Annotated in this window: 13 protein-coding genes; 8 read left to right on the top strand and 5 right to left on the bottom strand. The window is 72.9% G+C overall.

Annotated features, from left to right (window positions below; translation table 11 throughout):
- A partial coding sequence (locus ACZ69Q_RS29105; protein WP_471047130.1) for a HAMP domain-containing protein occupies positions 1-988 on the bottom strand: 988 nt, incomplete at its 3' end.
- A gap of 102 nt (positions 989-1,090) precedes the next feature.
- Here ACZ69Q_RS29105 and ACZ69Q_RS29100 point away from each other — a divergent pair.
- Positions 1,091-3,028, top strand: a complete 1,938-nt coding sequence (locus tag ACZ69Q_RS29100; RefSeq protein WP_471047128.1) for a SpoIIE family protein phosphatase — start codon at positions 1,091-1,093, stop codon at positions 3,026-3,028.
- Positions 3,029-3,071: 43 nt separating this feature from the next.
- Complete coding sequence (hemW, locus tag ACZ69Q_RS29095; RefSeq protein WP_471047127.1) at positions 3,072-4,304, top strand: radical SAM family heme chaperone HemW; 1,233 nt, start codon at positions 3,072-3,074, stop codon at positions 4,302-4,304.
- Positions 4,305-4,336: 32 nt separating this feature from the next.
- Here hemW and ACZ69Q_RS29090 read toward each other — a convergent pair whose 3' ends face one another.
- Together ACZ69Q_RS29090 and ACZ69Q_RS29085 are read right to left on the bottom strand one after the other, a co-directional pair.
- On the bottom strand, positions 4,337-5,146 hold the full coding sequence (locus ACZ69Q_RS29090) for a DUF3097 domain-containing protein (RefSeq protein WP_471047125.1): 810 nt from the start codon (positions 5,144-5,146) through the stop codon (positions 4,337-4,339).
- Between the two features lie 31 nt (positions 5,147-5,177).
- Positions 5,178-5,921, bottom strand: a complete 744-nt coding sequence (locus ACZ69Q_RS29085; protein ID WP_471047124.1) for an MBL fold metallo-hydrolase — start codon at positions 5,919-5,921, stop codon at positions 5,178-5,180.
- 165 nt (positions 5,922-6,086) lie between these two features.
- Here ACZ69Q_RS29085 and hrcA point away from each other — a divergent pair, with 165 nt between their 5' ends.
- The 5 genes from hrcA (at position 6,087) to ACZ69Q_RS29060 (ending at position 10,661) form a co-directional block, all read left to right on the top strand.
- Entirely contained in the window at positions 6,087-7,103 is a 1,017-nt protein-coding gene (hrcA, locus tag ACZ69Q_RS29080; RefSeq protein WP_471047122.1) for a heat-inducible transcriptional repressor HrcA, read from the top strand.
- Positions 7,104-8,240, top strand: coding sequence for a molecular chaperone DnaJ (gene dnaJ / locus ACZ69Q_RS29075; protein WP_107906603.1), 1,137 nt, complete (start codon positions 7,104-7,106; stop codon positions 8,238-8,240).
- A gap of 170 nt (positions 8,241-8,410) precedes the next feature.
- A complete protein-coding gene (locus ACZ69Q_RS29070) occupies positions 8,411-9,496 on the top strand; it encodes a nitronate monooxygenase (RefSeq protein WP_471047119.1) in 1,086 nt (361 codons plus the stop codon).
- The gene (locus tag ACZ69Q_RS29065; protein ID WP_471047117.1) at positions 9,493-10,248 is read left to right on the top strand and encodes a 16S rRNA (uracil(1498)-N(3))-methyltransferase; all 756 of its coding nucleotides are present in this window, start codon (positions 9,493-9,495) and stop codon (positions 10,246-10,248) included. Before ACZ69Q_RS29070 ends, ACZ69Q_RS29065 begins: the two co-directional genes overlap by 4 nt.
- A gap of 20 nt (positions 10,249-10,268) precedes the next feature.
- Complete coding sequence (locus ACZ69Q_RS29060) at positions 10,269-10,661, top strand: VOC family protein (protein ID WP_471047115.1); 393 nt, start codon at positions 10,269-10,271, stop codon at positions 10,659-10,661.
- Here ACZ69Q_RS29060 and ACZ69Q_RS29055 read toward each other — a convergent pair.
- Positions 10,603-11,019, bottom strand: a complete 417-nt coding sequence (locus ACZ69Q_RS29055) for a hypothetical protein (RefSeq protein ID WP_471047113.1) — start codon at positions 11,017-11,019, stop codon at positions 10,603-10,605. The two genes, ACZ69Q_RS29060 and ACZ69Q_RS29055, sit on opposite strands and share 59 nt — an antisense overlap.
- A 9-nt stretch (positions 11,020-11,028) precedes the next feature.
- The gene (locus tag ACZ69Q_RS29050) at positions 11,029-12,657 is read right to left on the bottom strand and encodes a hypothetical protein (protein WP_471047111.1); all 1,629 of its coding nucleotides are present in this window, start codon (positions 12,655-12,657) and stop codon (positions 11,029-11,031) included.
- Positions 12,658-12,836: 179 nt separating this feature from the next.
- Between ACZ69Q_RS29050 and ACZ69Q_RS29045 the strand changes: the two genes are divergently transcribed.
- Complete coding sequence (locus ACZ69Q_RS29045; protein ID WP_471047110.1) at positions 12,837-13,334, top strand: hypothetical protein; 498 nt, start codon at positions 12,837-12,839, stop codon at positions 13,332-13,334.
- The last annotated feature ends 60 nt before the right edge of the window (positions 13,335-13,394 follow it).

Below are 13,394 nucleotides of genomic sequence, written 5' to 3'. Positions count from 1 at the left end.
CGCCCTGCGCGTCGACGGTGATCTTCTGACTGAGGTCGCCGTTGGCCACGGCAGTGGTGACCTGGGCGATGTTGCGGACCTGGGACGTCAGGTTCGACGCCATGAAGTTGACGTTGTCGGTGAGGTCCTTCCAGACGCCGGAGACGCCCCGCACCTGGGCGCGCCCGCCCAACTGGCCCTCGGTGCCGACCTCGCGGGCGACGCGGGTGACCTCGTCGGCGAAGGCGGAGAGCTGGTCCACCATCGTGTTCACGGTCAGCTTCAGTTCGAGCAGCTCGCCGGTCGCCTCGACGGTGACCGTGCGGGTCAGGTCGCCGCGGGCCACGGCCGTCGTCACCGCGGCGATGTCACGCACCTGGGCGGTCAGCCGGGACGCCATCGCGTTGACCGCCTCGGTCACGTCCCGCCAACTGCCCGACAGGCCCGTCACCTTGGCCCGACCGCCCAGCCGGCCCTCGGTGCCGACCTCGCGGGCCACCCGGGTGACCTCGCCGGTGAACAGGGAGAGCTGGTCGACCATCTTGTTCACGGCCCGGCCCAGATGGCGCAGGTCGCCGCGTAACTGGCGGGTGCCGTCATGCAGATCGACCCGCTGGGTGAGGTCGCCGCCGGCCACCGCGTCCAGGACGCGCGTCGCGTTCGCCGCCGGGGCCACCAGGGCGTCGAGCAGGTGGTTGACGTCATTGACCCGGGTCGTCCAGTCGCCCTGGCCCGGACTCGCCGAGAGCCGCTCGTCGAGCCTGCCGTACCGGACCAACTCCCGCTTGACGCGCTGCACTTCTCCGTTGAAGTGCGTACTGCGGTCCATGATCTGGTTGAAGACCGCCGTCAGTTCGGCCACCACTCCCTCGTCGGTCTCCGGGAGCCGGCGGAAGTCTCCGTCCCGGGCCGCGGTCATCGCGGCGAGCAGCGGGCGCAGATCCGATGCTCGAATTTGACCGTCTTTCTGTCCGTCTTCGAGCACACGCGTAGCACGGTTCTCACTCATGGCGGCCCACTTCGGTAACTCGGTGCTTATGGGCGTGGCCAGTCTGTCACTCTGTCGGCGTCGACTGAGGCGTATTCGTCCGAACCGCTCGGGGAGCTGTACATGGGGGCCATTCCGGTGCAACGGGAGACCGTCACCCGTGCCTGTGATGCGCCTGCGCCCGAGAACGGGTGCGCGCAGGCCCGCACCGTCCTCCCCGGCAGCCCCCTCTCCCCGGGCTCCGCCCGCACCCTCGTGCGCGCCGCCGTCTCCGAGTGGGCCGCCTCCGGGCTCCCCGGCACCGAGCACCTCAGCGAACGGCTCCTCGACGACGCCGTCGTGGCCGTCAGCGAACTCGTCACCAACGCCGTCGTGCACGCCGGCACCGAGGTCGAGCTCAGTTGCCAACTGGAGGACGACGGCGCACTCCTCGTCGAGGTCCTGGACCACCACCCCTCGCGGGCCCCGCGCGACGGGGAGCTGGAGGCGCCGTACGAGACACCGGAGTACGGGCGCGGGCTGCGGCTGGTGTCCCGGCTCGCGGAGTCCTGGGGCGTCACCTACCGCACCGGCGCCAAGACCGTGTGGGCGCGGCTGCCCGCCGAGGACCCCGTGCCGGCCAAGGACGACATCGAGGCGTACGCCGAAGAGCGCGCGCTGGAGCGCGGGCTGCGCGTCGCCGAGATCCTCGCCCCTGAGCCCCAGCGCGCCGAGCGGGAGCGGGACTGGCTCAACCGGGGCGCCCTGTCCTTCCTCGCCGAGGCCTCCGACCTGCTCGCCGGGCAGCTCGACGAGAACCTCGTCGCCGCGCTCGCCGGCCAGTTGATCGTGCCGCGGCTGGCGGACTGGTGCGCGGTGTGGCTGGAGGACGAGGTCGCCGGGCGCTGGGGCTACGCCCGCTCCGGCGAGGCGGACAGCGGGGGAGGCTGGGCGGTGGACGGCATCGCCGGGACCGGGCCCCGGCTCGCCCGGGTCTGGCACGGCTCCGAGAACCTCATCGAGGAACTGCGGCGCGCCCTGGACAAGGAGCCGCCGCTGCCGCCGGACAACCACCGCACCGGGCCCGTCCCCTATCCCTGGCCCGGCGACGCGCTCGGCCGGCGCCAGTCGCACGGCACCGCGCTCGCGTACCGCCTGATCGCCGGCGGCCACCCGCTGGGCACCCTGGTCATCGGGCGGGCCGACCTCGTGCGCTTCCCCGACGAGGTCACCGGGCTGGTGGAGGACCTCAGCCGCCGGGTCGCCCTCGCCATCGGCGCGGCCCGCCAATACGCCCGCCAGGCCACCATCAGCCGGGTCCTGCAGCGCGGACTGCTGCCCGGCGCCGTCGCGGAGATCCCGGGGGTGGCCAGCGCCCTCGTCTACGAACCGTGTGACAAGGGCGGTCCGAGCGGCGACTTCTACGACCTCTTCCCGGCCCGCGACGGCCGCTGGTGCTTCGCCATCGGCGACGTCCAGGGCAAGGGCCCCGAGGCGGCCGTCGTGATCGGCATCGCACGGCCCTGGCTGCGGCTCCTCGCCCGCGAGGGCTACCGCGTCTCCGACGTCCTGGACCGCCTCAACCAGCTCCTCCTCGACGACGCCACGGAGGCCGCCGACGCCGCCGCCCGCGCCCTCGTCGGCCCGGCAGCGCCCGGCGACGGCCCGCAGACGCGCTTCCTGTCCCTCCTCTACGGCGAGCTCACCCCCTTCGACGGCGGCATCCGCTGCACCCTCGCCTCCGCCGGCCACCCGCTGCCCCTTCTGCTCGGCGCTGACGGCGAGGTCCACACCGCCGCGCAGCCACAGACCCTCCTCGGGGTCGTCGAGGACGCCACGTACACCAGCGAGACCTTCGAGCTGCGCTCCGGCGACACCCTGCTGTGCGTGACCGACGGGGTGACGGAGCGGCGCAGCGGCCCCCGCCAGTTCGACGACGGCGACGGCCTCGCGACCGCGCTCGCCGGGTGCGCGGGCCTGAACGCCGAGCTGATCGCGGAACGGATCCGCCGGCTGGTGCACGAGTTCGGCGGCCGCCCGCCGGAGGACGACCTGGCGCTGCTGGTGCTCCAGGCCGAGTGACCGGCGGGAGGGGACACCGGCGGAGTACGGGACAATGGAACCCATGCCCTCCGCACTCCCCGACGGCGAGCCCGTTCCCGACGACGGCGCGCTGCCCGCCTCCGCACTGACCGGGACCGCCGACCGCCCCCTCGGCTTCTATCTGCACGTCCCGTACTGCGCGACCCGCTGCGGCTACTGCGACTTCAACACCTACACCGCGACCGAGCTGCGCGGCACGGGCGGAGTGCTGGCATCCCGCGACAACTACGCCGAGACCCTCGTCGACGAGATCCGCCTGGCCCGCAAGGTCCTCGGCGACGACCAGCGCGAGGTCCGCACGGTCTTCGTCGGCGGCGGTACGCCCACCCTGCTGGCCGCCGCTGATCTCGTACGGATGCTGGGGGCGATCCGCGACGAGTTCGGCCTGGCGCCGGACGCGGAGATCACGACGGAGGCGAACCCGGAGTCGGTGGACCCGGCATATCTCGCCACGCTCCGCGAGGGCGGCTTCAACCGGATCTCCTTCGGCATGCAGAGCGCGAAGCAGCACGTGCTGAAGATCCTCGACCGCACCCACACCCCCGGCCGCCCCGAGGCCTGCGTGGCGGAAGCCCGCGCGGCCGGCTTCGAGCACGTCAACCTCGACCTGATCTACGGCACCCCCGGCGAGTCCGACGACGACTGGCGGGCCTCGCTGGAGGCGGCGCTCGGCGCCGGACCGGACCATGTGTCGGCGTACGCCCTGATCGTCGAGGAGGGCACCCAGCTCGCCCGCCGCATCCGCCGGGGCGAGGTCCCGATGACGGACGACGACGTGCACGCGGACCGGTACCTGATCGCCGAGGAGACCTTCAAGGCGGCCGGTTTCGACTGGTACGAGGTCTCCAACTGGGCCACCTCCGAGGCCGCCCGCTGCCTGCACAACGAGCTGTACTGGCGCGGCGCCGACTGGTGGGGCGCGGGCCCCGGAGCCCACTCGCACGTCGGCGGGGTGCGCTGGTGGAACGTCAAGCATCCGGGAGCGTACGCGGCGGCGCTGGCGGCGGGGCGCTCACCGGGCGCGGGACGCGAGCTGCTGTCCGAGGAGGACCGCCGCGTCGAGCGCATCCTGCTGGAGCTGCGGCTGCGCGAGGGCGTGCCCCTGGCACTGCTGCGGGAGGAGGGCCTGCGGGCGTCCCGCCGAGCCCTGTCGGACGGGCTCCTGGACCAGGGGCCGTACGACGAGGGGCGAGCGGTGCTGACGCTGCGGGGGCGGCTGCTGGCGGACGCGGTGGTGCGGGACGTGGTGGACTGAGCGGGCGCACCCGGTCGGCCCGGTGGCGGGTCCTAGGCCGGTGTCGTGACGAAGTCGATCAGTTCCTCCACCCGCCCCAGCAACTCCGGCTCCAGGTCCCGGTAGGACCCCACCCGCTTCAGGATCGCCTGCCACACCGCCCCGGTGTTCTCCGGCGGCCATCCCATGGCCCGGCACACCCCGGTCTTCCAGTCCTGCCCGTGCGGGACCCGGGGCCACGCCTCGATCCCGAGGGCCGAGGGCTTCACCGCCTCCCAGATGTCGATGTACGGGTGGCCCACCACCAGGGCGTGCTCGCTCGTCACCGACTCGGCGATGCGCCACTCCTTGGTGCCGGGCAGCAGGTGGTCCACCAGGACTCCCAGCCGCGCGTCCGGGCCGGGTGCGAATTCGGTCACGATCGACGGCAGGTCGTCGACGCCCTCCAGGTACTCCACGACCACGCCCTCGATGCGCAGGTCGTCGCCCCACACCTTCTCGACCAGCTCGGCGTCGTGGCGGCCCTCGACGTAGATACGGCCGGCGCGGGCGACGCGGGCGCGGGCGCCGGGGACGGCCACCGAACCGGATGCCGTACGGGTGGGGCGTACCGGGGCCGCGCCGGTCGGCCGGACGAGCGTCACCGCCTTGCCCTCCAGCAGGAACCCGCGCGGCTCCAGCGGGAACACCCGGTGCTTGCCGAAGCGGTCCTCCAGGGTCACCGTGCCCGCCTCGCAGCGGATCACCGCGCCGCAGAAACCCGTGCCGGGCTCCTCGACCACCAGGCCGGGTTCCGCCGGGACCTCGGGGACGGGTCTGGGCTTCTTCCAGGGCGGGGTCAGGTCGGCGGAGTACTGGCGCATTCGGATGACGATAGGAGAAGCACCCCCACGGTCACTGCGACACGCCGAATCTGGATGCCAGCTCGTCTCGCTGCCGCCGCACGAACTCCGCGTCCACCACCGCTCCGTGACCGGGTACGTACAGAGCGTCCTCGCCGCCCAGGGCGAGCAGCCGGTCCAGGGCGGCCGGCCACTGCGACGGAACGGCGTCGCGGCCGGCCTGGGGCTCGCCCGACTCCTCCACCAGATCGCCGCAGAAGACCACCTCCCGATCACCGGAGACCTCGCCCGGCACGAGCACCGCCAGGTCGTGGGCGGTGTGGGCGGGACCCACGTTCGCCAGCAGCACCCCGCGGCCACCGCCCAGGTCGAGCGTCCACTCGCCGCTGACCTGGTGGTGGGGGCGGATCAGCGCGTCCACCGCCTCCTCCGCCGCGGCCGGATCCAGTCCGTTGCCCACCGCGTCGGCACGCAGCTCCTCGTGCGCCTGCCGGCCGTCGAGCACCGTGTCCATGCCGACCGGGCCGTAGACCTCCGTGCCCGCGAACGCCGCCGCACCGAAGACATGGTCGAAGTGGGGATGGGTCAGCGCGAGATGGGTCACACGGTGACCGGCGAGCCACTGCGCCTGCGTACGCAACCGCACGCCCTCCGCGAGGCTCGACCCGGCGTCGACGATCAGCGCGGTGCCGTCCCCCACGACCAGCCCCGCCGTGCAGTCCCACACCGGAAGCCGGCACCGGCCCACCCCGGACGCCAGCCGCTCCCACCCCAGCTCTTCCCAAGTCACCGTCATACGGCGACGCTAGCCAAGACACCACCGCCGAGCACGGCGGACTTGGCCCGGCCTTGCCCGGGGTGTACCCCACCGCCGTACACTGGGCCGGGGACGGCTGGCACTCGGACGGACAGAGTGCCAGGAAAGATGCCAAGGGGAACGACTTCTGGAGGTGTGCGCGAGATGCTGAGCGAACGACGGCTCCAGGTGCTGCGCGCCATCGTCCAGGACTACGTCGGGACGGAGGAGCCGGTCGGCTCCAAGGCGCTCACCGAGCGGCACAACCTCGGCGTCTCCCCGGCGACCGTGCGCAACGACATGGCGGCCCTGGAGGACGAGGGCTTCATCGCGCAGCCGCACACCAGTGCCGGGCGCATCCCCACCGACAAGGGCTACCGGCTGTTCGTCGACAAACTCGCCGGCGTCAAGCCGATGACCCCGCCCGAGCGGCGCGCCATCCAGAACTTCCTCGACGGCGCCGTCGACCTCGACGACGTGGTGGCCCGGACCGTACGGCTGCTCGCGCAGCTCACCCGGCAGGTCGCCGTCGTGCAGTACCCGTCGCTGACCCGGTCCACCGTCCGGCATGTCGAGCTGCTCTCGCTCGCCCCCGCGCGGGTGATGCTCGTGCTGATCACGGACACCGGTCGGGTCGAGCAGCGGATGATCGACTGCCCGGCACCGTTCGGCGAGACCTCGCTCGCGGATCTGCGGGCGCGGCTGAACAGCAAGGTCGCGGGGCGGCGCTTCAGCGATGTGCCGAGGCTCGTCGAGGACCTCCCCGAGGCCTTCGACATCGAGGACCGCGGCACCGTCTCGACCGTGCTCTCCACCCTCCTGGAGACGCTCGTCGAGGAGAACGAGGAGCGGCTGATGATCGGCGGCACCGCCAATCTCACCCGCTTCGGGCATGACTTCCCCCTCACCATCCGACCGGTCCTGGAGGCGCTGGAGGAGCAGGTCGTGCTCCTCAAGTTGCTTGGCGAGGCCGGGGATTCGGGCATGACCGTGCGCATCGGGCACGAGAACGCCTATGAGGGACTCAACTCCACGTCTGTCGTGTCGGTGGGCTACGGTTCGGGCGGCGAGGCAGTCGCCAAGCTCGGCGTGGTCGGACCGACCCGCATGGATTACCCGGGAACGATGGGAGCGGTACGCGCAGTGGCACGTTACGTCGGACAGATCCTGGCGGAGTCGTAAGTGGCCACGGACTACTACGCCGTGCTCGGCGTGCGTCGCGACGCGTCGCAGGAAGAGATCAAGAAGGCCTTCCGGCGGCTCGCCCGCGAGCTGCACCCGGACGTCAACCCTGATCCGAAGACCCAAGAGCGGTTCAAGGAGATCAACGCCGCTTACGAGGTGCTGTCGGACCCGCAGAAGAAGCAGGTCTACGACCTCGGCGGCGACCCGCTGTCCCAGGCGGGCGGCGCGGGTGCGGGCGGCTTCGGCGCCGGCGGCTTCGGAAACTTCTCGGACATCATGGACGCGTTCTTCGGTACGGCGTCCCAGCGCGGTCCGCGCTCGCGCACCCGGCGCGGCCAGGACGCGATGATCCGGCTGGAGGTCGAGCTCGACGAGGCGGCCTTCGGTACGACGAAGGACATCCAGGTCGACACGGCCGTCGTCTGCAACACCTGTAACGGTGAAGGGGCCGCACCCGGCACCTCCGCCCAGACATGTGACATGTGCCGCGGCCGCGGTGAGGTGTCGCAGGTGACGCGGTCCTTCCTGGGCCAGGTCATGACGTCGCGGCCGTGTCCGCAGTGCCAGGGCTTCGGCACCGTCGTCCCGACGCCGTGCCCCGAGTGCGCGGGCGACGGCCGCGTACGGTCCCGGCGCACCCTCACGGTCAAGATCCCCGCAGGTGTCGACAACGGCACCCGGATCCAGCTCGCCGGCGAGGGCGAGGTCGGGCCGGGTGGCGGTCCGGCCGGTGACCTGTACGTCGAGATCCACGAGCTGCCGCACTCGACCTTCCAGCGGCGCGGCGACGACCTGCACTGCACGGTGACGATCCCGATGACGGCGGCGTGCCTCGGCACGAAGGTGCCGCTGGAGACGCTGGACGGCATGGAGGAGGTCGACATCCGGCCCGGCACCCAGTCCGGCCAGTCGATCCCGCTGCACGGACGCGGCGTCACGCATCTGCGCGGCGGCGGCCGGGGCGACCTCATCGTGCACGTCGAGGTACAGACCCCGACCAAGCTGGACCCCGAACAGGAACGCCTCCTGCGCGAGCTGGCCAAGCTCCGCGGCGAGGAGCGCCCGCAGGGGCAGTTCCAGCCGGGTCAGCAAGGGCTGTTCTCGCGGCTGAAGGACGCGTTCAACGGTCGCTGACCGGTGCGTGGGGGTTGCGGCTCCGTGGCTGGGGGCCGCCGCCCCCAGACCCCCGCTTCGGCCCTGAACGGGCCTCGTCCTCAAACGCCGGACGGGCTGATTTTCCCCGGCCCGATGCCGGGGCACAGGGCCGATTCGGACTTGTTCGGAGGACGTGACAACATGCCGTCATGTCCTCCGCGCTGACCGGTCTCTTCCCCCATCCGATCGTGCAGGCCCCCATGGCGGGCGGCGTCTCCGTGCCGCACCTCGCCGCCGCCGTGGGCGAGGCCGGCGGGCTGGGGTTTCTCGCCGCCGGGTACAAAACCGCCGACGGGATGTACCAGGAGATCAAGCAACTGCGCGGGCTGACCCAGCGGCCCTTCGGCGTCAACCTGTTCATGCCGCAGCCCGAGTACGCCGACGCCGCGGCCGTGGACGTCTACTCCCATCAGCTCGCCGGTGAGGCCGCCTGGTACGAGGTCGAGCTGGGGGACCCGGACAGCGGCCGCGACGACGGCTACGACGCCAAGCTCGCCGTGCTGCTCGACAACCCGGTGCCCGTCGTCTCCTTCCACTTCGGCGTGCCCAGCGCCGACGTACTGGAGTCCCTGCGCCGCGCCGGCACCGTCACCCTCGTCACCGCCACCACCCCCGACGAGGCCCTCGCCGTGCAGCGGGCCGGCGCCGACGCCGTGATCGTGCAGGGCGTCGAGGCCGGCGGCCACCAGGGCACCCATCGCGACAACCCCGAGACCGACGGCACCGGAATAGGGCTGCTGTCGCTCATCGCCCAGGTCCGCGAGACCGTGAGCCTCCCGCTGGTCGCCGCCGGCGGCATCATGCGCGGCAGCCAGATCGCCGCCGCCCTCGCGGCCGGCGCCAGTGCCGCACAGCTCGGCACCGCCTTCCTCGTCACCCCGGAGTCCGGCGCCAACGCCCTGCACAAGCAGGCGCTGACCAACCCGCTGTTCGTCCGCACCGAGCTGACGCGCGCGTTCTCCGGACGTCCCGCGCGCGGCCTCGTCAACCGCTTCATGCGCGAGCACGGCCCGTACGCCCCCGCCGCCTACCCCGAGGTCCACCACCTCACCTCGCCCCTGCGCAAGAAGGCCGCCGCGTCCGGCGACCCGCAGGGCATGGCGCTGTGGGCCGGGCAGGGGCACCGCATGGCCCGCGAACTCTCCGCCGGGCGGCTGGTGGAGGTCCTGGTCGCCGAGTTGGACGCCGCGTCGACAGCGTTGTCGGCCTTCCCGAAGGGCGGTGCGGCCGGATGACCGCTCCGGTGTTCGTCGTCGAGTCGCTGGAGCGGGCCGGTGCCGCCGGCGCCGAGTTCGTGCTCGACGGGCCCGAGGGCCGGCACGCCGTCTCGGTGAAGCGGCTGCGGGCCGGCGAGGAGGTCGTCCTCACCGACGGGCACGGCCGCTGGGCCGAGGGCGTCGTCAGGGCGGCCGAGGGCAAGGACCGGCTGGTGCTGGAGCTCGGTGCCGTGGCTGAGGAGGCCCCCGAGCGGCCCCGGATCACCGTCGTGCAGGCCCTGCCCAAGGGCGACCGCGGTGAGCTCGCCGTCGAGACCATGACCGAGACCGGCGTCGACGCGATCGTGCCGTGGGCGGCCGCCCGCTGCATCACGCAGTGGAAGGGCGAGCGGGGCGCGAAGGCACTCGGCAAATGGCGGGCCACCGCCCGCGAGGCCGGCAAGCAGTCCCGCCGGGTGCGCTTCCCCGAGGTCGCGGACGCGGCGACGACCAAGCAGGTCGCGGAGCTTCTCGCGGCGGCCGACTTCGCCGCGGTACTGCACGAGGACCGCGACTACGGCAGCGAGCCGCTCGCGACCGCCGAACTGCCCGCCGAGGGCGAGATCGTGCTCGTCGTCGGTCCCGAGGGCGGGGTGGCCCCCGAGGAGTTGGCCCTCTTCGAGGAGGCGGGGGCGAAGGCGTACCGTCTGGGCCGTACCGTCCTGCGCACCTCCACCGCCGGAACCGCGGCGACGGCACTGCTCCTCGGCCGCACCGGCCGCTGGTCCTGACACCGGGAGGGACGTCCGCCGTGGAACTCGCCCAAGTACGGCTGCTGGTCACCGACTTCGCCGCCTGCTACCGCTTCTACGCCGACGTCCTCGGCCTCAAACCGCAGGCCGGGGCGACGAACGGGCCGTACGAGAAGTTCAGCCCCGCCACCGGCTCGGCGGGCATCGCCCTCCAGGACCGGGTCATGATGGCCGAGGTCCTCGGCGAACTCGGCGACGACGCCACCGGCCACCGCTCCCTGGTCGTCCTGCGCGTGGACGACCTGGACAGCTACTGCGCCCAGATCACCGCCCGCGGCGCGACCCTCATGCACGGCCCGGCGCCCATGACCGACCGCATGCGCGTCGTCCACCTCAAGGACCCGGAGGGGAACCTGGTGGAGCTCCAGGAGTGGCTGCTGCTGCGCGGCTGAGGTCGACCGCCTCGACGACCGCGGGAAACAGCTCCCAGCCGTCCAACTCGCCCTTTCCCGGCAGTAGTTCGCGTCGCCCCGCCTCGTCGACGAGGGCCCGTACGACCCCCGGCTCGCGCAGGTTGAGGAGATTGCCGCGGCCGTCGGCGACACAGCCGGCGAACCAGTACCCGTCGGCGACATGGCGGCCCGAGCCTGCCTCGCCCGAGCGGAAGACGACACGCGTGCGGGCGCCGTCGAGGTAGAGGTTGAGGACCTCACGGCACACGTCGCCGTCGCGATGCTTGTGCCGCACGCTCCACAGATACGTCGTCCGCTCGTCCACGACGAGCCTGCGCCGTCGGCGGTGGGATCGCATCCGGCCACGCTACGGCGCCGGGCACCGCCTGGTCTCTGGGTTTTCTGCGGGGATCAACCGGACGTCCTCGCGGCGGACGGCGAAGGACTCCTGGACCGTGCCGTTGTTGCGGGCCGGGTCCCAGAGCCAGATCCAGTCGCCGGAGGTGCCGAAGGAGAGCACCGGGTGGGTGGTGGCCACGGGGCCGTTCTCCACCGCCACGACCCCGTCGGCCGGTACCGGGCGCACGCACATGAAGTGGCCGTAGATGCCGAAGTAGGAGGGCGGTGCGGCGCCCTGCCGGGCGGCGTTCTCCGCGGCCCGTCCTGCCGCGCTCGCCGCCTGGCCGGTGCCCAGCGCTATCGCGCTCAGGGCGTACAGGACGATGATCAGCGTCGCCAGGACGATGGCGAAGAAGCGGTTGCTGGCGTCCCGGCCCAGATGGAAGTGGCGCAGCCAGCCCACGATCGCCACGAAGAACAGCGCGCTGCCCAGCGCGAGGCCCATCGGCTCGGCGGCCACCAGATAGGTGCCGAGCCGCGGCGTGGGCACCGCCTCCACGCGGATGTCGAAGCGGTCCAGATAGGCGTCGTGCATCTGCCCGCCCAGCCAGCCCACCATCGACCAGAGCACCGGCACGGACAGCGGCACCAGCCAGGCCGCGTGCCGGGTGAACAGGGTGCGGCGCAGCGCCAGGACCACACCCGCGCCCGTGAACAAACCGACGGCCAGCAGCAGCGCGCCCGCCCACAGCACCCGCGGCTGGGTGCCCCGGCCGACCAGGGCACCGAAGGCCGCCAGTGCCGTGGTGCCCGCGACCCCCGCCGCCCACTGGACCCCGAGCCCGCGGGCCCGCGTCTCCTTCAGGGTCCGGCCGAGCGGCAGCGCGCCCGCCGTGCCGAGCAGTGCGGGCAGCAGCTTCCAGGCGCCGTCGGCCCACACGACGTACATCCCGCAGACGATCGCGAGGACGAGGCCGGCCGCGCCCGCCGTCAGCCAGACCAGCCGGACCCGGCGCTCGTGCGGTGTCTCGTCGCGCGGCGGGTCGGCGTCCGAGTGGCCCGGCACCCGCAGCCCGTGCGCCTCGGGATCGAAGGGGCGGCCGCCCAGCGGGCGCGCCGCCAGCTCGGTCGCCGCCTCCTCCCGCGAACGCGGGCCCGCCGGTACCGTCACGGCACGCTGCTCGTCCGCGCCGCCCAACCGGATCCACAGGCGTCCCAGCGTCGGCAGCGCGCGGTGCACGTAGTACGTGGTGCGCGCCGGGCGCTCGTGCTCGACCAGCGCCGCGTCCCGCACCCATGCGCCCAACTCGGCCTGCTGGGCGAGCCGTTCGACCTCCAGGGTGGCCGTGCGCAGGGCACCGAGGCGGGCTCCGTGCAGCCGGACCTCGACGACCAGTGTGGTGCGGTGCGCCGCGGCGGGTGCCGCTTCGTCGTCCTGCGCCGGGCGCACGGTCCAGCCGCGCTCCTCGAACAGGGCGGTCACATACGCCACTTCATCCGGATGGGCGACCACGTCGACGAGCATCCGCACCCGCCGCCGGCGCGGCGGCGCGGGCGGTCCCGCCGCGGGATCGGCGGCGTCCGTCCCGGCCCGCTCGGAGTCGTCCGAGGTGCGCGGCGCGGGCAGGGCGCGAGAGGGAATCCGTGCTGAGGTCAACGGTCCTCCGGGCAGGGTGGGTTGGGCGACACCCGATTGTGACGTGCGCGAGCCGCCAGTGGCCGTATGCGCTCTACCGCGTCGGCCGGGACAGTGGCAGGCTCCCCTCCATGGGGGCATTCAGGAGGATTTGGGGTCGCGCGGACCGGCGTGCGGGGCGCCGCGGGCGCGGGGCGCGGGTGGCCGGTGCCGCCGGGCTCGCCGTGGTCGCGGTCGGTGGGCTGGGCGCCTGCGACCCGGGCGGGCTGAGCAGTGCGACCGTCGCGTTCACCACCGACCAGACCGTGACCAAGGAACTGGAGCGGCAGAAGGCCGATGTGCAGTGGCTCAACTGCACCGGCTCCTACGACGGCGGCGGCAACAACGGCTCCGGTGCCACGGCGAGCGAGAACACCGTGGTCAAGGTCGACTGCGAGGGCGAGACCGGCGACGGCAAGGACATCGTCGTCACCGGCCGGATCACCCGGGCCGTCAGCGGCGCCTGTGTGCGCGGGGACCTCGTCGCCAAGATCGACGGCAAGGAGTGGTTCCACGTGAACGGGCTGGGCGACTGCAACGCCACGCCCTCGCCCGTGAACCCCGGCGGCGGTGGGCAGCCCGGACCGACCGTCACGGTGACCGTCACCAAGACCGTGTACTGCAAGCAGCACCCGAACTGCTGGCCGGAGGGCAAGTGACCGCCTCCCCCCGGAGGCACGGGCAAGTGATCCAAAGGCCTGTTCGCGCACGCCGCCCTT

The sequence above is a fragment of the Streptomyces sp. NPDC036764 genome, assembly GCF_055609385.1.
The sequence above is the reverse complement of the archived record's forward strand: the minus strand, read 5'-3'. Positions and strand labels throughout refer to the sequence as shown.

Coding starts and splice junctions, on each gene's coding strand:
- ACZ69Q_RS29055 (WP_471047113.1), bottom strand. CDS start 11,019: ATGCGATCCCACCGCCGACGGCGCAGGCTCGTCGTGGACGAGCGGACG.
- hrcA (WP_471047122.1), top strand. CDS start 6,087: ATGCTGAGCGAACGACGGCTCCAGGTGCTGCGCGCCATCGTCCAGGAC.
- ACZ69Q_RS29085 (WP_471047124.1), bottom strand. CDS start 5,921: ATGACGGTGACTTGGGAAGAGCTGGGGTGGGAGCGGCTGGCGTCCGGG.
- ACZ69Q_RS29070 (WP_471047119.1), top strand. CDS start 8,411: ATGTCCTCCGCGCTGACCGGTCTCTTCCCCCATCCGATCGTGCAGGCC.
- ACZ69Q_RS29065 (WP_471047117.1), top strand. CDS start 9,493: ATGACCGCTCCGGTGTTCGTCGTCGAGTCGCTGGAGCGGGCCGGTGCC.
- ACZ69Q_RS29100 (WP_471047128.1), top strand. CDS start 1,091: ATGGGGGCCATTCCGGTGCAACGGGAGACCGTCACCCGTGCCTGTGAT.
- hemW (WP_471047127.1), top strand. CDS start 3,072: ATGCCCTCCGCACTCCCCGACGGCGAGCCCGTTCCCGACGACGGCGCG.
- ACZ69Q_RS29090 (WP_471047125.1), bottom strand. CDS start 5,146: ATGCGCCAGTACTCCGCCGACCTGACCCCGCCCTGGAAGAAGCCCAGA.